The 19,681-nt window shown below is 46.9% G+C and carries 16 protein-coding genes; 10 read left to right on the forward strand and 6 right to left on the reverse strand.

The window, feature by feature from the left end; all coding sequences use genetic code 11:
* Positions 1-53: 53 nt before the first annotated feature.
* The 6 genes from B5D35_RS12715 to dnaA form a co-directional block, all read right to left on the reverse strand.
* On the reverse strand, positions 54-1,271 hold the full coding sequence (locus tag B5D35_RS12715; protein ID WP_212567542.1) for a UvrD-helicase domain-containing protein: 1,218 nt from the start codon (positions 1,269-1,271) through the stop codon (positions 54-56).
* Positions 1,264-3,576, reverse strand: coding sequence for an ATP-dependent nuclease (locus tag B5D35_RS12720; RefSeq protein WP_078752948.1), 2,313 nt, complete (start codon positions 3,574-3,576; stop codon positions 1,264-1,266). Before B5D35_RS12720 ends, B5D35_RS12715 begins: the two co-directional genes overlap by 8 nt.
* 242 nt (positions 3,577-3,818) lie before the next feature.
* Positions 3,819-6,236: a DNA topoisomerase (ATP-hydrolyzing) subunit B gene (gene gyrB / locus B5D35_RS12725; RefSeq protein WP_078752949.1), complete on the reverse strand. Its 2,418-nt coding sequence runs from the start codon at positions 6,234-6,236 to the stop codon at positions 3,819-3,821.
* Between the two features lie 19 nt (positions 6,237-6,255).
* Positions 6,256-7,332: a DNA replication/repair protein RecF gene (gene recF, locus B5D35_RS12730; protein WP_078752950.1), complete on the reverse strand. Its 1,077-nt coding sequence runs from the start codon at positions 7,330-7,332 to the stop codon at positions 6,256-6,258.
* A 1-nt stretch (position 7,333) separates the two neighbouring features.
* Positions 7,334-8,434 carry a DNA polymerase III subunit beta gene (dnaN, locus tag B5D35_RS12735; RefSeq protein ID WP_078752951.1) on the reverse strand — a complete coding sequence of 367 codons (1,101 nt, stop codon included), beginning with the start codon at positions 8,432-8,434 and terminating at the stop codon, positions 7,334-7,336.
* Position 8,435: 1 nt separating this feature from the next.
* Positions 8,436-9,824: a chromosomal replication initiator protein DnaA gene (gene dnaA, locus B5D35_RS12740; RefSeq protein ID WP_078752952.1), complete on the reverse strand. Its 1,389-nt coding sequence runs from the start codon at positions 9,822-9,824 to the stop codon at positions 8,436-8,438.
* Positions 9,825-10,355: 531 nt separating this feature from the next.
* Between dnaA and rpmH the strand changes: the two genes are divergently transcribed.
* The 10 genes from rpmH (at position 10,356) to B5D35_RS12790 (ending at position 19,680) form a co-directional block, all read left to right on the forward strand.
* Positions 10,356-10,490 (forward strand): 50S ribosomal protein L34, encoded by a 135-nt coding sequence (gene rpmH / locus B5D35_RS12745; RefSeq protein WP_002540783.1) that lies wholly within the window; start codon positions 10,356-10,358, stop codon positions 10,488-10,490.
* Positions 10,491-10,503: 13 nt separating this feature from the next.
* Complete coding sequence (rnpA, locus tag B5D35_RS12750; protein WP_078752953.1) at positions 10,504-10,860, forward strand: ribonuclease P protein component; 357 nt, start codon at positions 10,504-10,506, stop codon at positions 10,858-10,860.
* On the forward strand, positions 10,827-11,087 hold the full coding sequence (gene yidD, locus B5D35_RS12755; RefSeq protein ID WP_078752954.1) for a membrane protein insertion efficiency factor YidD: 261 nt from the start codon (positions 10,827-10,829) through the stop codon (positions 11,085-11,087). The genes rnpA and yidD overlap by 34 nt, the downstream gene beginning before the upstream one ends.
* 2 nt (positions 11,088-11,089) lie before the next feature.
* Positions 11,090-12,709 carry a membrane protein insertase YidC gene (gene yidC / locus B5D35_RS12760; RefSeq protein WP_078752955.1) on the forward strand — a complete coding sequence of 540 codons (1,620 nt, stop codon included), beginning with the start codon at positions 11,090-11,092 and terminating at the stop codon, positions 12,707-12,709.
* Positions 12,710-12,827: 118 nt separating this feature from the next.
* Complete coding sequence (mnmE, locus tag B5D35_RS12765; protein ID WP_078752956.1) at positions 12,828-14,192, forward strand: tRNA uridine-5-carboxymethylaminomethyl(34) synthesis GTPase MnmE; 1,365 nt, start codon at positions 12,828-12,830, stop codon at positions 14,190-14,192.
* Positions 14,193-14,288: 96 nt separating this feature from the next.
* Entirely contained in the window at positions 14,289-15,416 is a 1,128-nt protein-coding gene (locus B5D35_RS12770) for a GGDEF domain-containing protein (RefSeq protein WP_244556588.1), read from the forward strand.
* Positions 15,417-15,479: 63 nt separating this feature from the next.
* Positions 15,480-15,926 (forward strand): FMN-binding protein MioC, encoded by a 447-nt coding sequence (mioC, locus tag B5D35_RS12775; RefSeq protein ID WP_078752958.1) that lies wholly within the window; start codon positions 15,480-15,482, stop codon positions 15,924-15,926.
* Positions 15,927-16,346: 420 nt separating this feature from the next.
* On the forward strand, positions 16,347-18,236 hold the full coding sequence (gene mnmG / locus B5D35_RS12780; RefSeq protein WP_078752959.1) for a tRNA uridine-5-carboxymethylaminomethyl(34) synthesis enzyme MnmG: 1,890 nt from the start codon (positions 16,347-16,349) through the stop codon (positions 18,234-18,236).
* Between the two features lie 6 nt (positions 18,237-18,242).
* On the forward strand, positions 18,243-18,857 hold the full coding sequence (gene rsmG, locus B5D35_RS12785; protein WP_078752960.1) for a 16S rRNA (guanine(527)-N(7))-methyltransferase RsmG: 615 nt from the start codon (positions 18,243-18,245) through the stop codon (positions 18,855-18,857).
* 22 nt (positions 18,858-18,879) lie between these two features.
* Positions 18,880-19,680 (forward strand): ParA family protein, encoded by an 801-nt coding sequence (locus tag B5D35_RS12790; protein WP_078752961.1) that lies wholly within the window; start codon positions 18,880-18,882, stop codon positions 19,678-19,680.
* The last annotated feature ends 1 nt before the right edge of the window (position 19,681 follow it).

A 19,681-nucleotide genomic window follows, 5' to 3' on the forward strand; every position in this document is an offset into this window, starting at 1 on the left:
CATGAGACTACGACGATTGATGGGTGTAGCCGATCAGATCGTAGCTTCTAGATTTAGTTCCATCGATTTAAGCAACAAAGCCATTTCAAACACGGGGAAAGCGGCCACGCAGAGCCATCCAGAAAACCGTTTTTGAATGCTGCAGGCGCTTTAGAGTTGAGAGCCGAGTACAACTCTCCAAACCCTAGACGTTTTGCTGCCATCTGGTGAACAATTACAAGAAGCTTTACCTGATCCTCGTCAGTATTACTAAGTCGCCAGTGACCATCCCCCGTGCGCACTGCCATCCAGTCGCGCACTCTGACTAAATTGGCATCTCGCGTATCATCTGAAGGCAAGATGAAAAGGTGGGCCGAGCCCTCAGGTGTTGGAGTGATACCCTCTGGACTTAGACGCTTGCCGGGAACTTGAACAAGATCATCCCCATCGTGCCGAATAGCATTTGCAAGATCCAAAACCTTCGTTGAGCATCGAAAATTCTCTTGCTTCGGAATGTCTACCCAATTGGGTTCTGCTTCAACCAGACCTGTTCCCGTGGCATATATTCGCTGCATAGGATCGCCGAAGAAACCTAGGCAAAATGTTACACCCGGCTCACGCTCAACGGCCTCCAATCCTTCAATAACTTCAGTTGTCGTGTCTTGACTCTCATCCACAAAAACAAAAGGAAATTGGTGTGCTAGGAGAGTCCGAAAGAGGGAACGTTCAGCTATTAGGTAAGTTACAAGCTTCAGAATATCATCATGACCTAAAACCCCTTTAAGGTAGTCGCTCCCTGTACCGTAGCGAAAACTTTTGACTGCACCGACACGACCCGACAGCCTACGAAGACGCGCCAAGTCTCTAGAGTCTTTGTCCTTTGTGCGCTGTTGAACCCTAGGCCCATAGGTTGCCTGTTTCTGTTCAATCGCCTCGATCTTCTCCACGATACGTGCAGAAACCCAAACGCGAATATCGTTCTGAAACGGTTTGGCTAGCAGCCACATAAAGCTGTGAATGGTCGATACATGTACCAGAGGATCATTTCCAACATCTTTCCAAATCTCTCCGGCCGCAATTTCCGTGTAAGTGATGCAGGCAATACGCTGACGGAATTTTCTCAGCTTTTCCCCATGTATTTGAATAGCCGACGACAAGCCCTTAATGAGAGAGGTGGTTTTTCCAGACCCTGCACCTGCCTTCATTATAAAACTGCGAGGAGGAACGCTCTCAAGGCAGTTTCGCAGGTCGATGTCTGCCTGGGTATCCGGCTTATTTGCTCGGCTACTCATGCTCAGCTCCAGCCACAATGTCAGTATCAGGAATAGTGTCAGGCAGCACGGTCTCAAGTTCGATCCGTACTTCATCCTTTAACCAGACCAATCCATCACGGATGTATTTCGGGACATTCCAAGCGTCTTCACTCTCGGTTAGTAAAGCGAGCGCGAACCTCGTTTTATCGAAACTTTTCCGCGAAACTTTCTGATGTAGGCCTTTAGCAAGCGCGCTGGGACTGGCAACTTCGCCCTTCACAATCAGACCAAGAGGCTTCCTTGTAGTAGCTTGAGACCATATTGGATTCTCAAGGCCAAAATCTTCCTCAAGCGTGCGTCCACAAAGATTTTCAGTGGAACCATTCCAAGTGACTTCACGCTCAACCTGATAGGCGACACGAACCTTTGCGCCGTGTACAAGCTCGTGAGTTTTGTCTGCATCCGAGGCGTTGCTCAAGTCTTCGATTGTTTGTTTACTAGGAAGCCATTTTATAAGGGTTTGATTCGAGGTCGCAGCGCCAGGCTCACTAGGCAAGCAAGCTTTGCCGTACTTCTTCTTGAGTGGGGCGGCCACCGGCTCACCGACCGGATCTTGCCCATCATCCAGAGCCTGAACAGCGGTACCATCCACTTCCTCGACAGGTGCCTCAAACTCCTCAACCTCATCATCAACTTCATCGCCGGACTCTTGAGTCACTAGGGCAACGCTATCAATATCGGTAACTATTAGTGTAGTGAGACCAAGAAATTCTATGAGCGATTGGAAACGATGGCCAAAGGCTCCTCCGACTTCCAAAATACATAGAGAAGCTGATCGGAGAGGTTTAGCAACTTTCCCGATCATTATGGGCATCAACAATCTTTCAACATTACCTTCAACGAGAATAGCTGCGTCTGAGAAAAAGAGATCACAGTGTGTCAGCTTCAAATATCTTTCTAGGAAGTCCCGATCATCAGGCTGGGCTTGGTAAAAGGCGGAAAGATTTAGAACCTCTGTCAGCTGTTCATTGCCAACCATCTTTCGACGAAAGTAACGAATTGGCTTAAATCCACGCTCGTAAAGAATATGTGGAGAGTGGGTCGTAATAACCATTTGGCTGCCGAATATACTTCCGTCATCGCCTTCTATGTTAAGAAGCTCCAGCACATTTCGAATAAATGCCTGCTGGAGTTGTGCGTGCAGATGAGCCTCTGGTTCCTCCACGAAAATCAGATGCAACGGAGGGCGATTATCCATTGCCTTCCACCTAGCTTGAGCATCCAAAATCTCCACGACCATGTAGATCAAATTTTTGAATCCTAGGCCGTTGTAACTATCCGGCAATGTGGCGATGTCTTCGCCGTCTCCGATCTGGTAGTGAACACGCGCATCTTGGCTCATCACGTGAGCGGGATCTAACGCTGACATGATTTTCAATCGTGGGTTATTAATGCCCGGATAACCTAGCCCCGCAAGTCGATCAAGCATTGGCTTGAACACGCCATCCAAATGAATATTGAGCGCTTGCTCTGAATCAAACAATGCCTTCAGCGCAGCGTGATCATCTTGCCTTTGATCGAGGTTGTGCTTGTAAAATCGGCTCAAACGCTTTGACAGATCTTCCGATCTTCCACCGACTTCAGGATTGGGATCAGCCAGGTGCCGTTGAGCTCCCAAGCAATCAATTTGAATAAGCGATTTCAGAATCTTACCACCGCCAGGCTCTCCACCTAATTCTTCTGGAACATAGCTCCCAATCTCACAGAAGTTCTCATCAAATTGTGTGTGATCCAAGATGAAGTAACGCAGCTCATATTCGCTTTTGAGTTCACGCTGAAGATAGTCCGTCATGGAGCGAGGCCAAGGAACATATTGTGACTCTGGCGGCAGTGCTGCGGCCTGCTCAATACCCTTAGCCTTAGCTTCTTGATAATTTTTAATGAGGTTTAAAGGATTTCGAGCTGTCAGCGAAACTCGAATACCTACCTTGGTTCCTTCCCATGCAGTGCTCGGAAGTAAGGGAATGACTAGGTATAGATCTGACGCAGAAACTTCGAACCAGAGATCAAGCTCTATGCTTGGAAGTGAGAGATTGCCACTGTCGGGAACTGATTCCTCCGGATTGATGTCCCCAGCTTCATCAAAGGCTTTCCAACAAGAAGAACTAAAATCATACAGACTGAAACGATCCTTTCCGCCCGAGATAAACGTATGAACGGCCTGAGTTGCCGACGTCTTTCCGCTGTTATTAGATCCTACAAATATTGATATGTCGTCAGCTAGCTCAATATGAGTATCCTTCAGACGTCGAAAATTCCTTAGGCGATACGAGTGAATATGCAAGACAGAGACCTCCGTGTCATTTCTTAGTTATGTTAAGGCTTAAATTTTATAAGCACTATGACAAGGGCTTAACAAAACTAAGCCCCTTAACCAGCCTGCTTATAACTTCCTTATTAACTAAATACTATTCAAATCCAATAGTGGTTATTTCCAAACCTCAGTTCACGAAGGATGAGACGCCGGATCACGGTTGTGAGACCTCAGATCACGGAGGATGAGATCCCACACGTAGCGAAACGTGGCTACACGTCCAGGTTTGCTACTTTCAGGGCATTGTCTTCGATGAACGCACGACGAGGCTCAACGTGATCACCCATTAGCGTGGTGAACAGTTCATCTGCTGCTACCGCATCTTGGATGGTTACACGAAGCATACGGCGAGACTCTGGATCCATCGTGGTCTCCCAAAGCTGATCAGGGTTCATCTCACCCAGACCTTTATAGCGTTGACGAGAAAGTCCGCGGTTAGACTCCTTAATCAACCATGCCAGCGCTTCTGCAAAGCTTTTCACGGGTTGCTTACGCTCGCCACGTTGAATGTATGCACTGTCATCCAACAAGCCATCCAGGGCTTCTGACAAGCTTGCAATACGGCCATATTCTTTTGAGTTCAACAAGTCATAGCTAATGGTGTACTCGTGATCAACACCGTGTGTGCGCACAACCAGCTCTGGCTGATATGCACTGTGCTCTTCACTGAACTTGACCAGTGAACGGTACTGGCTTTCACCCGTAGAGTTCTTATTCAGAATAGAAACAATGTTGTCAATCCACGCTTGGACATCCGCTTCATTTTTCAAGGCATCAACAGAAAGACGTGGTTGGTAAACCAATTCATTCAACAACGCTGAAGGGTAACGGCGTTCCATACGCTTGATAAGTTTCATCACACTGTTGTACTTGTGGATCAACTCTTCAAGGGCAATACCGCTTAACGCTGGCGCATCTTGGTTAACAAACAAAGATGCGTTTTCTAGCGCTAGTGCAACTTGGTACTGCTCCATCGCTTCATCATCTTTGATGTATTGCTCTTGTTTACCTTTCTTCACTTTATAAAGTGGTGGCTGAGCAATATAGATGTAACCGCGTTCAATCAGCTCTGGCATTTGACGATAGAAGAACGTCAAAAGTAGCGTACGGATGTGCGAACCATCAACGTCAGCATCGGTCATGATGATGATGCTGTGGTAACGCAGTTTATCAGGGTTGTATTCGTCACGACCAATACCACAGCCCATCGCAGTGATAAGCGTGGTCACTTCCTGAGAAGACAACATTTTATCGAAACGCGCTTTTTCTACGTTAAGGATTTTACCTTTCAGTGGAAGAATTGCCTGATTCTTACGGTTACGACCCTGCTTAGCGGAACCGCCCGCAGAGTCCCCTTCCACAATGTAGAGTTCAGAAAGCGCTGGGTCTTTTTCTTGGCAGTCTGCAAGCTTACCTGGCAAGCCACCCAAATCTAGCGCGCCTTTACGACGTGTCATTTCGCGAGCTTTACGCGCCGCTTCACGTGCACGTGCTGCATCAATGATTTTGGTACAAACGATCTTAGCGTCTTGCGGGCTCTCAATCAGGAACTCACTTAACTTCTCGTTCATTGCCGACTCAACCGCAGACTTCACTTCTGAAGAAACCAATTTGTCTTTTGTTTGGCTTGAGAATTTTGGATCCGGTACTTTTACCGATACTACTGCGGTCAGACCTTCACGCGCATCATCACCCGATGTTGCTGCGTTGGCTTTCTTCGAGTAGCCCTCTTTTTCCATGTAGCTATTGAGCGTACGCGTCAGTGCTGCACGGAAGCCAGCAAGGTGAGTACCGCCATCGCGTTGTGGAATGTTGTTGGTGAAACAGTAAATGTTTTCTTGGAAACCATCGTTCCACTGCATGGATACTTCAACCGTCACGCCGTCTTCACGTTCGTGTTCAAAATGGAACACTGACGGGTGAATGGGGTTTTTATTGCGATTCAGGTGCTCAACGAATGCGCGGATACCACCTTCATACGTAAAGTGGTCATTTTTATCTTCTTCACGCTCATCAGAAAGACGAATGGAAACACCCGAATTTAGGAATGACAACTCACGAAGACGCTTTGCCAATATGTCATAATGGAAAAGCAGATCAGTAAAGGTTTCACCTGATGGCCAGAAACGGATGCGTGTACCTGTTTCATCGGTATCACCAATCGGTGCCAATGGTGCGTCAGGCACACCACCGCGGTAAATTTGTTGATGGATTTGACCATGACGCCAAATCGTCAGCTCTAGCTTCTCTGACAGGGCGTTTACAACTGAAACACCAACACCATGAAGACCGCCTGACACTTTATAAGAGTTGTCATCAAATTTGCCGCCAGCATGCAGTACCGTCATGATAACTTCCGCTGCCGATACACCCTCTTCTTCATGGATGTCGACAGGAATGCCACGACCGTCATCTTTTACAGATACCGAGCCGTCTTCGTGAATGGTAACAATGATATCGGTACAATGACCGGCGAGAGCTTCATCGATAGAGTTATCGACCACCTCAAAGACCATGTGGTGCAGACCGGTACCGTCGTCGGTGTCACCGATGTACATCCCCGGACGCTTTCGTACTGCATCCAGACCCTTGAGTACCTTGATACTCGATGAATCGTAATTGTTGGACATTGAGTTACTCTCGCTTAATTTATTCTGAGGCTATTTTACCGTGTTCCACATGAAACATCTTACTATTTTCGTCGCACATTTCAGCGACCTGATCGGCACTAATGGCACTGACAAACACTTGTGCACCAGTGGCTTTCAGTTGCTCGGCCAGTAGTGCTCGACGCCGACTATCCAGCTCAGACGCAAAATCGTCGATCAAATAGATACATTGCTTACCTTTGTCCTCAGTAAGCTGTTGCCCTTGCGCCAGGCGAAGTGCACATACCATCAGCTTTAACTGACCACGAGAAAGCACGTCCTCTACGGGTGTGCCCCCTACTCTCAGACGCAAGTCGGATTTGTGTGGACCACTGACGGTATACCCTAGTTGTTGATCGCGCAGGAAGTTTTCACGCAATAATTCTGCGTAATCTGCGTCCTTGTCCCAACCTCGGGTGTAATTTAGTTTGATTTCATATTCAGGCAAAAATGCATTACACAATGATGCTGCACGCTCTGATAGCTTTTCGACGTACTCGCGACGCCACTGATCGATTTGATTCGACAACGGCGCCAGCTCTGCATCCCAGAAACTCAATTCTCGATAGCTTCTGGCGGTTTTCATCAATGCATTACGTTGTTTAGTCAGGCGTTTTACACGTGACCAAACCGGATAAAACTGAGGTTCCGCATGAAAAACGCCCCAATCAATAAAGGCGCGACGAAACTTGGGGCCCCCGGTCAACAACTCAAACCCTTCAGGGTTAATCAGTTGGGTGGGTAAAACTTCCGCCAGTTGCACTAGCTTCTGCCCTTTTTCCTCACCAATTTTTACTTCCGCTGAGCCATCTCGGTTTTTTTGGATTCCAACGGGTAACAAAACATCACCCATAACAACCTTACCATGCACGACCAGCCGATCTTGTTGATGGCGGATCACGCGGCCTGTCAGCGGACTGCGAAACGAACGCCCATGCCCAAGGTAATAAACGGCTTCCAATACACTGGTTTTACCGCTTCCGTTGGCACCGACAAGAAAATTGAAGCCTGATGACAGACTAAGGTCACAGGCTTCAATATTTCTTAGATCATGAATCGATAATCGAGACAGTGCCATGTTACAGACGAATTGGCATCACCACGTACATGGCGTTTTCACTGTTACAATCTTCAACCAGTGTACTTGCGGTACCATCAGTCATCGAAAAACGGACTTGTTCACACTTAAGCGTATTTAGAACATCAAGAACATAGCTGACGTTAAAACCAATTTCGAGGTCTTCACCCTCGTAGTTCACATCAACAAACTCTTCTGCTTCTTCCTGCTCAGGGTTATGTGCAGAAATGCGAAGCTGGCCGACACTAACGTTAAGGCGTACACCACGGAACTTCTCATTCGATAAAATGGCAGCGCGAGAAAACGCCTGACGTAATTCATCGCAATCTGCGTCCATGAACTTGTTTGAAGATTGTGGCATGACGCGGCGGTAATCAGGAAAACGGCCATCAACCAATTTTGACGTAAATATAAATTGGTTCACTTTCGCGCGAATATTCGCGCTACCAATTTGAATCGTTACGGGTTCATCAGGTTGGTCTAACAAACGCATCAATTCGGTGACGCCCTTACGAGGAACAATCACCTGTTGATTTTCCAACTCGTCATCAAGCTCAGTCACTCCCACGGCCATGCGGTGACCATCAGTCGCAACAGAACGCAGTGTTTTACCGTCTGTTTCTAACAGCATACCGTTAAGAAAGTAACGCACGTCCTGGTTTGCCATTGAGAATGCAGTGCTTTCAATCAACTGACGTAACTTACCTTGTGGCAAGGTGAATTCAACCGAACTCTGCCAATCTTCAATGTTTGGAAAGTCAGAAGCTGGCAATGTCGACAATGTAAAGCGGCTACGACCAGAGCGAATAATCGCTCGGTCACCTTCCAGAGAAAACTGGATCGGTGCACTGTCATTGAGGCCACGGCAAATATCTAAAAATTTACGAGACGGCACTGTAACAGCACCATCTTGTGAATCACCGTCCAATGGCAAGGCTGCAATCAACTCGACTTCTAAATCAGTACAAGTCATGGACAACTGACCAGACTGCACTTTCAGTAGAATGTTTCCAAGGATAGGCAACGTTGGTCGTCCCCCGAGTGCACCAGACACCTGCTGCAGGGGTTTTAAAAATTGGTCACGAGTTAGAGTAAATTTCATATTAAGACGACAGAGTCCGGATCAAGTTTGAATAATCTTCTTTTATATCGTGGCTTTCTTCGCGCAGCTGTTCAATTTTTCTGCATGCATGAAGCACCGTAGTATGATCACGACCACCAAATGCATCACCAATTTCCGGCAAGCTATGGTTAGTCAGCTCTTTTGACAATGCCATCGCCACCTGACGAGGGCGTGCCACAGAGCGGCTACGACGTTTAGACAGCAAATCTGCCATCTTGATTTTGTAGTATTCCGCCACAGTTTTCTGAATGTTGTCGATAGTCACCAGCTTTTCCTGCAGTGCCAGCAGGTCACGCAGTGCCTCACGAACAAAATCGATGGTAATCGCTCTACCTGTAAAGTTAGCGTTCGCTATCACTCGATTCAGCGCGCCTTCAAGCTCTCGAACATTTGAACGTAAGCGTTTAGCAATAAAAAATGCCACTTCATCTGGCAGGCGAATGTTATGGTCTTCCGCCTTTTTCATCAAAATCGCCACACGCGTTTCAAGCTCTGGTGGCTCGATACATACCGTCAAACCCCAACCGAAACGAGATTTCAAGCGATCTTCTACACCGTTGATCTCTTTTGGATAGCGATCAGACGTTAGAATAATTTGCTGGTTACCTTCAAGTAACGCATTAAAGGTGTGGAAAAACTCTTCCTGCGAACGTTCTTTATTAGCAAAAAATTGAATGTCATCGATCAACAATGCATCAACACTACGGTAATAGCGTTTAAATTCTTCGATTTGGTTGTTCTGCAGGGCTTTTACCATGTCCTGAACAAAACGTTCAGAGTGCATGTAAACCACGCGTGCATCCGCTTTACGATCACTGATGGCATTACCCACAGCGTGCAGCAAGTGCGTTTTACCTAAACCCGTGCCGCCATATAGAAACAGTGGGTTATAGGCAGCACCAGGGTTATCAGCAACCTGACGCGCTGCAGCAAGTGCCAACTGGTTCGATTTACCTTCAACAAAGTTAGTGAACTTGTGTTTAGGATTTACATTCGAGCGATGGTTAACGTCAGACTGAACAGGTGATGGAGCAGGTTCCCATGTACGACCAACACTTGGTTTTGCTACAGGTGTTGCAGGCGCAGGCGATACGGGCGGTGCTGGTGGCGCAATAGGCGCGACGGGCTTACTGCCCACTTCAAAGCGCAGCATTGGAACGTCAGTATCACAAAACTCATTCAGTAAGCTATTGATACTATTAATATACTTATCCCGCACCCAATCCAAAACAAAACGGTTAGGGGCGAATAAAGTCAGGGTATTGTCATTTAACTCCGCCTGAAGCGGCCGAACCCACATGCTAAATTCCGTTGCAGGTAGATCCTCTTGAAGGCGCTGAAGGCACTGCAACCAAAGCGAAGATGACACGACTGACTCCACACTCGAATAATGAAAAGGGAAGTAATTTTATACTTCTACGCCAAGGATCGCTAGCGACAAGATCCCTTTTGCAGTGAATAAGATCGTAGTTATACACACAGATCGCACAAAAAAACCCGTGATCAGCACAAGGTACACCCTACTTACTCACAGAATTATTAGAAAACTGACAATAATTGTGCAAAGAACGTCACATTAAGTTCGTCATGCTTTCAGTGCTTTTCATGTCCGATCTTTGCCAATTTTTTTGCCTTGATCACAATAAATATTCTTATCCTCACGAAATCCACCGACAATGCACACCTTAATCACAGGTATGAATGGATAAGATCGCAAAAGGATCCTTGCGCTTATCTATCGACTACGTATAATTGCGCGCCCAAGAGAGCGGAATATTGTTTTAACATTGACTACAACTCAGTCAATGATTACAATCCGCCCTCTTTGTTGAGAGGCGTCGGACTTTGTCCCACGTCGGGTTAACAAACCTAAAAACTGATCAGTAATAAGGTAGAAACCATGAAACGCACTTTTCAACCTTCCGTTCTAAAGCGTAAGCGCACTCACGGTTTCCGTGCGCGCATGGCAACTAAGAACGGCCGTAAGGTTATTGCCGCTCGCCGTGCGAAAGGCCGTAGCAAGCTTTCAAAATAATCCTTAGTGATTTGTGAATAAGCTAGCTTTTTCTCGGGAGTTACGTCTGTTAACTCCCGAACATTTCAACTCTGTCTTCCAGCAACCTCATCGCGCTGGCTCACCACACTTAACTATTCTTGCCCGCAATAACACTCTTGGCCTTCCTCGTTTGGGTCAGGCAGTGCCAAAAAAACAAATCAAACTTGCCGTCGATCGAAACCGTTTTAAACGTCTCGTTCGTGAAAGTTTTCGTTTGCGTCAGCACTCGCTGCCTGCGAAAGATTTTGTTGTCATTGCGAAGAAAAGTGCGAATGAGCTCAGTAACGAAGAATTGAGTGCGCTGCTCGATAAGTTATGGCAACGTTTGTCACGACCGCCGCGAAAATAATAGTCATTAGACTGTTTCGCGGTTACCAGCTTTTCATCAGCCCTCTTCTGGGGCCTCGCTGTCGTTTTACGCCGACATGCTCCCAATACGCCATAGAAGCGGTCAATTGTCACGGTGTGATAAAAGGATGTTGGTTAGCGGGCAAACGTTTATTAAAATGCCATCCTCTAAATCATGGTGGGTACGATCCTGTGCCCCCGCATCATCCTAATAATCGAGACAATTAACAATGGATTCTCAACGTAATATTCTGTTGATTGCCCTAATGTTTGTATCGTTCATGTTGTACCTCAACTGGAACGAAACAACCAACCCTCAACCACAGGGTCAGGGCGTTACACAGCAAGCACAACACAGTGGTGATGTTCCTGTCGGTTCAGATGCCACTCAGCCTCTACCGCAGGATTCTGTCTCTAATAAGCTGATCACCCTAAAAAGTGATGTGCTGACTTTGATCGTTGATACACAGGGCGGTGATATTGTTCACGCTGAATTGAACAAATATGACGCAGAGTTCGGTTCTGCGAATAAATTTGTTCTATTGAAAAACCAACCCAACCATACTTTCGTTGCACAAAGTGGCCTGATTGGTCCAAACGGCATCGATACGCTGGATGGCCGCGCTCAATTTACCGCCAATGGCACCGACTTTACTCTAGCTGATGGCCAGAACGAATTGCGTGTACCTTTGACCGTAACAAAAGATGGCATCACCTACACCAAAACCTTTGTTCTAAAGCGCGACAACTACGCCGTGAATGTTGATTACACTATCGACAACCACAGCGACAAATCCGCGTCAGTGCAGATGTACGCTCAGCTAAAACAAAACCTATTGGATGATGGCGGCAGCCTGACCATGCCAACCTATCGTGGTGGTGTGTACTCAGCTGACGATGCGAAATACGAAAAATACAGCTTCGACGATATGAAGGACAGAAACCTGAACCTGACTATCTCGAAAAATGGCTGGGCCGCGATGATGCAACACTACTTTGTTGCAGCATGGATACCACGTGATCAAACTGACGTGAATCTATTCTCGCGCACAGCAAATGGTCAAGGGTTTATCGGTGTTCGCTACCCAACCACCACGATCGCAGCTGGTTCAACCGTGAACTTGGACGCGACTCTGTGGGTTGGTCCGAAACTGCAAGACCAAATGGAAAAAACCGCGCCTAACCTAAACCTGACTGTAGATTACGGTTGGTTATGGTTTATCGCTAGCCCACTGCATTGGTTGCTATCAACCATTCACGGCTTTGTCGGTAACTGGGGTGTAGCCATCATTATTCTGACGTTCGTGGTTCGTGGTGCGATGTACCCACTAACCAAAGCGCAGTACACTTCTATGGCGAAAATGCGTCTTCTGCAACCTAAACTGCAGGAAATGCGTGAGCGTATCGGTGATGACCGCCAGCGCATGAGCCAAGAAATGATGGAGTTGTATAAGAAAGAGAAAGTAAACCCACTGGGCGGCTGTCTTCCTCTTATCCTGCAAATGCCAATTTTCATCGCTCTTTACTGGGCACTGATGGAATCGGTAGAACTTCGCCACGCACCGTTTATTCTGTGGATTCACGATTTGTCAGCACCAGATCCATATTACGTGCTGCCTCTACTGATGGGTGCATCTATGTTCCTGATTCAGAAGATGAGCCCAAGCACAGTAACGGACCCTATGCAGCAGAAGATCATGAACTTCATGCCAGTGATGTTCACTGTATTCTTCCTATGGTTCCCAGCCGGTCTGGTTCTGTACTGGTTGGTGTCGAATATCGTGACGCTTCTTCAGCAGACGCTAATTTATCGCGCACTGGAGAAAAAAGGCCTTCACAGCCGCAAGTAATTGCAAACGGTACAAATGAGGCGGCCTTCTGGCCGCCTTTCGTCTTTCTGAACGTGACACTGCCAAACCAAAAATTTGGTATACACTAGCTTGAATTATATAGAGCAGGTATCCCCACATGACTCATTCTGACACTATTGTTGCGCAGGCAACGCCTCCCGGTCGCGGTGGCGTTGGCATCATTCGCGTATCAGGCCCAAAAGCCGTTGAAGTTGCAAAAGCAGTGACGGGACGAGAATTACCTGTCCGCCGCGCAGAATACCTGCCTTTTAAAAACACAGATGGTAATGCGCTGGACCAAGGCATAGCCCTGTATTTCCAAGCCCCAAATTCTTTCACTGGCGAAGACGTATTAGAGCTCCAAGGCCATGGTGGTCCAGTGATCATGGATATGCTGATCAAACGTATCCTAGAAATTGACGGTGTACGTACAGCCCGTCCTGGGGAGTTTTCTGAGCGCGCCTTTTTGAACGATAAACTCGATTTGGCGCAAGCTGAAGCCATTGCTGATTTAATTGATGCGAGCTCAGAACAAGCGGCGAAGAGTGCGTTGCAAAGTCTTCAAGGGGCATTTTCTACCAAGGTGAATTCGCTGGTAGAGGCGCTTATCCATCTTCGCATCTACGTGGAAGCCGCCATTGATTTTCCTGACGAAGAAATCGACTTTCTGTCAGACGGTAAAGTTGCAGGCGATCTCGATGGAATAATCAACGCATTGGATGAAGTGCGTAAAACCGCTAACCAAGGTGCCATAATGCGAGAAGGCATGAAGGTGGTCATTGCAGGCCGTCCAAATGCGGGCAAATCAAGCCTTCTCAACGCCTTGTCAGGGAAAGACAGTGCCATTGTAACAGACATTGCAGGCACCACGCGTGACGTCCTGCGCGAGCATATCCATATTGATGGCATGCCGTTACACATTATCGATACTGCTGGCCTTCGAGATGCATCAGATGAAGTTGAGCGAATAGGAATCGAGCGTGCGTGGGATGAAATTGCTCAAGCCGATCGCGTATTATTTATGGTTGATGGCACCACCACCACGGCAACATCTCCAGAAGAGATTTGGCCAGAGTTCATTGATCGTCTTCCTGCCAATATCGGCATGACCGTTATCCGAAATAAAGCGGATGTTACGGGTGAAACACTCGGTATTTGCCACGCCAGCCAACCAACCTTAATTCGTCTTAGCGCGAAAACAGGTAAAGGTGTCGATGCGCTACGTGAACATTTGAAAGCATGTATGGGCTTTTCTGGCGCGACTGAAGGTGGATTTATGGCAAGACGTCGCCACCTGGAAGCCCTCGATGCGGCAGCGAATCATCTTGATACAGGAAAACACCAACTCGAAGGCTACATGGCTGGCGAGATCCTCGCAGAAGAGCTTCGTATTGCGCAGCAACACTTAAGCGAAATCACCGGCGAGTTTAGCTCAGATGATCTTCTCGGCCGGATTTTCAGTTCATTCTGTATCGGAAAATAACACCCCAAAGGCTGCCGTCTGGCAGCTTTTTCTTTCCTCTCTCCCTGTCTCATCTTTGCTACACTTTGAAGCAACCTCACTCAATCTAACGACGAGATGATAAATAGCCTCAACCCGCTACTTAATCTGGGTATAGAACGCTACGACAAGTTACAGATTCATCATCTGCGTATGGTTAATTTGTTGTCTACGCTTTGTGCTGGTGGCACCTTTCTGTTTTCGGCTCTTTTCTGGTTTGCCTTCGGAAGCCCTTCTGTTGCATTACTCAATGGGTTGTTCGCACTGCTTTATATGATTTCCTTTGTGCTAACCCGAGAAGGATTACTGAAAATTGCAAAATACTGGGTATTTATCATTTTCTTTTTCCAGCAATTTTCATTGCCGTTATTCGTGCTGTCCGATAATTTTGAAACCGAAATGCTGTTATTGGTAGTGCCAACGGCCGTTGTCTTAGTTTTTGATCCTAAAGAACGCTTCCCGCGCTATGGGCTTTCATTGATCGCGATCATCCTGCTGTTTCTCGCGAAAACGATCCCCTCAGGGGATCCCATTCTCGCTCTTACAGATGCGAATGCCCGCGCCGCATACCTTTGCGTAATATTGATACTTGTACTGGCCTCTGTAGCACTCACTGACTTTTATCTCGTTGACCTTCACTCAATAGATGAATCATCACGACGGCTCATTCACGATGACCTGCTGACAGAAACCTCAAACAGCCAAAGTATTTATAACCAAGCAGACGAATTTTTTTTCCAGGCTCAGCATAAGCAACACCCGTTATCGGTGATAGCCATTAATCTCGACGATTTTCGCCAAATCAATGAGATGCATGGCCGAAAAACAGGGGATCAAGTGCTTATTCACTACGCAAATCTGCTGCAGGATCATATTGCCGTTGGAACGCCCCTCGGCCGTCTCTATGCTGATACGTTTGTTATCTTGCTGAATAATGTGAATGCAAGCAGTGCCGTTGCCATCGCAGAAGAACTAAAAATCGCTATCAGTCGCAGTGTGGTTTTGCTTGAACACACGGCAGTCAAACAAACAGCGAGTCTCGGAGTGAGTACATCGAATCAAGGGTGTATTGCTGGTTACCAACTAATTGATACCGCGCTGGTTGCAGTGAAAAATGCTAAACGCAGAGGAAAAAATAAAATTCAGTCCGCTTCTCCCGCAAATATTAACCCAATGAAAAATAGGGATTACTGTCAACCAAGCTAGCTTGACTTAGACTCGCTCCCCCTTCAATACTAGCGTCCTACACACATATACAGAGACGACCCTATGTCCACGATTACCTTGATTACCGGCAGTACCTTAGGCGGGGCTGAATATGTTGGCGATCACTTGGCTGAACTACTTGAACAACATGGTCAAACCGTAAGTATTGTTAATGAAGCGACATTTTCAGATGTCATAAACAGCCACAAACTACTGTTAATCACGTCAACACACGGTGCTGGCGATTACCCTGAAAACCTCGCCCCCGCAATGGAAGAATTAGCGGAAAATTCGCCGGATTTATCCAGTATTTCGTACGCTGTTATCGCAATTGGGGACTCAAGCTATGACACATTCTGCGGTGCTGGAATACATGCAGATACCTTGCTTAAAAAGCTCGGTGCCAAACCAATAATCCAGCGTTTAGACATCGATATTATGGAAAATCCTCTCCCAGAAGAGCCTGCAGAAATGTGGTTATCCAAAAATTTAGCTCAGCTATGTGAATAAGTTTTTCTCTTTAACAAACGAAAATAGCCTCTAAAGGCACTATTTCCCTTGTGGATAACTATAGATCTAAACGGTGATCAACCTATAGTTATCCCAATAATAACTTTAGATCCCTCACCCCCTGTTGATAAAGTGCCATTTTGCTCCCAGGATGTCCCATATTAGATCCAAGGCAACACACAACAAACGATCTTCAATAAACTAATGATCATGTTGATCATTTAACGGTTATCCACAGAGATCGTCATCCTTAATAAAAGATCATAATAAAAGATCCATATAAAGATCTTTATATATATTTAAGAGCTTTCCCCTTCGATCAAAGATCACACTTTTGGTTCTCTCGCATAATGAAAAGCGGTAGAATGATCCTCTTTTGTTCAACAAACAGATCCACTCATTCTTTTTTGAGGTTGCACCATGTTTTACCAGGATAACTTTGACGTCATCGTCGTTGGTGGTGGTCATGCCGGTACAGAAGCCGCATTGGCCGCAGCACGAATGGGTCAGCAAACACTGCTATTGACTCACAATATCGATACGTTGGGGCAAATGTCATGTAACCCAGCCATTGGCGGGATCGGGAAAGGACATCTGGTGAAAGAAGTCGATGCACTCGGTGGCCTGATGGCACGGGCAATCGACAAAGGTGGTATCCAATTTCGCACCCTCAATGCGTCGAAAGGTCCTGCTGTTCGTGCAACACGCGCACAAGCAGATCGTGCGCTCTACAAAGCCGCTGTACGTGAGACATTGGAAAACCAACCGAATCTCATGTTGTTCCAGCAAGCTGTTACAGATCTGATTGTTGAACAGGATCAAGTCACAGGTGTTGTGACTGAAATGGGCCTTAAATTCCGCGCCAAATCTGTTGTTTTAACCGTTGGTACCTTCCTTGGCGGTAAAATTCATATTGGTTTGGAAAACTATTCTGGTGGTCGTGCAGGGGATCCACCATCGATCGCGCTTGCAGATCGACTGCGAGAATTACCGTTTCGCGTTGATCGCCTTAAAACAGGTACTCCACCTCGCATTGATGCGCGCACTGTCGATTTCAGTGTTATGCAAGAACAGCACGGCGATACTCCATGCCCAGTATTCTCGTTTATGGGAAGTGTGTCTGAGCACCCACGTCAGCTGCCGTGTTACATCACTTACACCAACGAAAAAACACATGATGTTATCCGTGCCAACCTAGATCGTAGTCCGATGTATGCGGGTGTGATTGAAGGGATTGGTCCACGTTATTGCCCGTCGATTGAAGATAAGGTGATGCGTTTTGCGGATAAAGACAAACACCAGATTTTCGTTGAGCCTGAAGGCCTGACGACCCATGAATTATATCCGAATGGTATTTCCACCAGCCTGCCGTTTGATGTGCAGATGGGTATTATCCATTCGATCAAAGGGTTTGAAAATGCACGCGTGATCCGCCCAGGTTATGCGATCGAATATGACTTTTTCGATCCTCGCGATCTGAAACAAACCTTCGAAACCAAATTTATTAAAGGGTTGTTCTTTGCAGGTCAAATAAACGGCACTACCGGCTACGAAGAAGCAGCTGCACAAGGTTTGCTAGCGGGGGCTAACGCCGCGTTGTTCGCTCAGGAGAAGGAAGGCTGGTGTCCACGCCGTGATCAAGCCTACATGGGCGTATTGATTGATGATTTGTCGACTATGGGTACCAAAGAACCGTACCGTATGTTTACCTCGCGTGCTGAATACCGCTTGTTGTTGCGGGAAGATAACGCCGATCTGCGTCTGACAGAAATGGGACGCAAATTGGGTCTGGTAGACGATGCGCGTTGGGCTCGCTTCAATGAGAAATTAGAAAATATTGAGATCGAAGCTCAGCGTCTGCGTAGCACGTGGGTTCATCCAACCTCTGAGCACGCAGAAGTGATCAATGCTATTTTGAAAGCGCCACTGTCTCGTGAAGCCAACGGTGAAGAGTTGTTGCGCCGTCCTGAAGTCACCTACGACCAACTGGTGGCCAATCCGGTGTTTGCTCCTGCAATGGCAGATAGCGAAGCCAGCGAACAAGTAGAAATTCAAGTGAAGTACGCGGGTTATATCAATCGTCAAAAAGACGAAATTGAGAAGTCTACGCGTCATGAAAACACCCAATTACCACTAGAGCTGGATTACAAACAAATCAAAGGTTTGTCTAACGAAGCTGTTGCGAAACTTCAGGATGCGCGACCAGAAACCATAGGTAAAGCGTCTCGTATTTCCGGTATTACACCAGCAGCAATTTCTATTTTGCTGGTGCATTTAAAAAAACAAGGCATGCTCAAGAAAGGAGCGTAACTCTCAGTGAAACAACGTCTTGCACAATTGATTTCTGATGCAGGGATGAACATCCCTGCAGAACAACAAGCCCAGCTTCTGGGCTATGTTGAAATGCTCCACAAGTGGAACAAAGCATATAACCTGACTTCGGTTCGCGATCCTCAAGAAATGATCGTTAAACATATTATGGACAGCATTGTGGTCAGTCAGCACCTGATCGGAACCACGTTTATTGACGTGGGAACCGGTCCTGGACTTCCTGGGATCCCGCTGGCGATCATTAACCCTGAGAAGTCATTCACCTTGCTAGATAGTCTAGGAAAACGTATTCGTTTTATCCGCCAGGTTACTCATGAACTGAAAATCACCAACGTGACACCTGTTCAAAGCCGCGTGGAAGCGTTCCAGCCAGAGAACGGTTTTGATGGCGTCTTAAGCCGAGCATTCGCGTCAATGAACGATATGGTGACCTGGTGTCATCACCTGCCAAATGAGCAAGGGGTATTCCTCGCATTGAAAGGACAAGTGGATCAAGTCGAAATTGATGACTTGCCTGCTGATTGTTCTGTGACCGATATCAAACCTTTGACTGTTCCAGGATTGGAAGGGCAACGTCATCTAGTAATCTTGGCTAGATAGGTTTTTTGGGCGAGGTTTACTTGTGGGAAAAGTCATAGCAATTGCCAACCAGAAAGGGGGCGTCGGTAAAACGACGACCTGTATAAATCTTGCTGCGTCACTCGCAGCAACGCAGCGTAAGGTGCTTGTTATAGACCTCGACCCGCAAGGGAACGCCACCATGGCCAGTGGCGTAGACAAATACAATGTCGACGCCACGGCTTATGAATTGCTCGTTGAAGAAACACCGTTTAACGACGTTGTGGTGACCGAAACGACAGGCGGTTATCATTTGATCGCTGCAAACGGCGACGTGACGGCAGCAGAAATAAAATTGATGGAAGTGTTTGCCCGAGAAGTTAGGCTTCGCAACGCGTTAGCTGACATTCGTGAAAACTATGATTTCATCTTTATCGACTGTCCGCCTTCACTGAACCTCCTTACAATCAACGCCATGACGGCTGCGAACTCGGTTCTTGTCCCAATGCAGTGCGAGTATTTTGCACTGGAAGGACTGACGGCGTTGATGGATACCATCAGCAAGCTGGCGAGTGTGGTGAATGCCGACCTTCATGTCGAAGGGTTGCTGAGAACCATGTATGATCCGCGTAACCGATTGGCTACAGAAGTCTCAGATCAGATCAAAAAGCACTTTGGCGATAAGGTCTATCGCACGGTGATTCCACGTAATGTGCGTCTGGCTGAAGCCCCTAGTCATGGTAAACCTGCCATGTACTATGACAAGCATTCAAGTGGTGCAAAATCATATTTAGCGTTGGCTGGAGAGATATTGCGCAGAGAAGAGCAATTGCGACAAGCGAATAATGTAGCCAACGTGTCTTAAA

This window comes from Enterovibrio nigricans DSM 22720, from assembly GCF_900167155.1.
GTDB lineage: Bacteria > Pseudomonadota > Gammaproteobacteria > Enterobacterales > Vibrionaceae > Enterovibrio > Enterovibrio nigricans.

Bases quoted from the DNA above. Each gene is read 5' to 3' on its own strand.
- B5D35_RS12715 (WP_212567542.1), bottom strand. From the start codon at position 1,271: ATGAGTAGCCGAGCAAATAAGCCGGATACCCAGGCAGACATCGACCTG.
- gyrB (WP_078752949.1), bottom strand. From the start codon at position 6,236: ATGTCCAACAATTACGATTCATCGAGTATCAAGGTACTCAAGGGTCTG.
- recF (WP_078752950.1), bottom strand. From the start codon at position 7,332: ATGGCACTGTCTCGATTATCGATTCATGATCTAAGAAATATTGAAGCC.
- dnaN (WP_078752951.1), bottom strand. From the start codon at position 8,434: ATGAAATTTACTCTAACTCGTGACCAATTTTTAAAACCCCTGCAGCAG.
- rpmH (WP_002540783.1), top strand. From the start codon at position 10,356: ATGAAACGCACTTTTCAACCTTCCGTTCTAAAGCGTAAGCGCACTCAC.
- yidD (WP_078752954.1), top strand. From the start codon at position 10,827: ATGGCAACGTTTGTCACGACCGCCGCGAAAATAATAGTCATTAGACTG.
- yidC (WP_078752955.1), top strand. From the start codon at position 11,090: ATGGATTCTCAACGTAATATTCTGTTGATTGCCCTAATGTTTGTATCG.
- mnmE (WP_078752956.1), top strand. From the start codon at position 12,828: ATGACTCATTCTGACACTATTGTTGCGCAGGCAACGCCTCCCGGTCGC.
- B5D35_RS12770 (WP_244556588.1), top strand. From the start codon at position 14,289: ATGATAAATAGCCTCAACCCGCTACTTAATCTGGGTATAGAACGCTAC.
- mioC (WP_078752958.1), top strand. From the start codon at position 15,480: ATGTCCACGATTACCTTGATTACCGGCAGTACCTTAGGCGGGGCTGAA.
- mnmG (WP_078752959.1), top strand. From the start codon at position 16,347: ATGTTTTACCAGGATAACTTTGACGTCATCGTCGTTGGTGGTGGTCAT.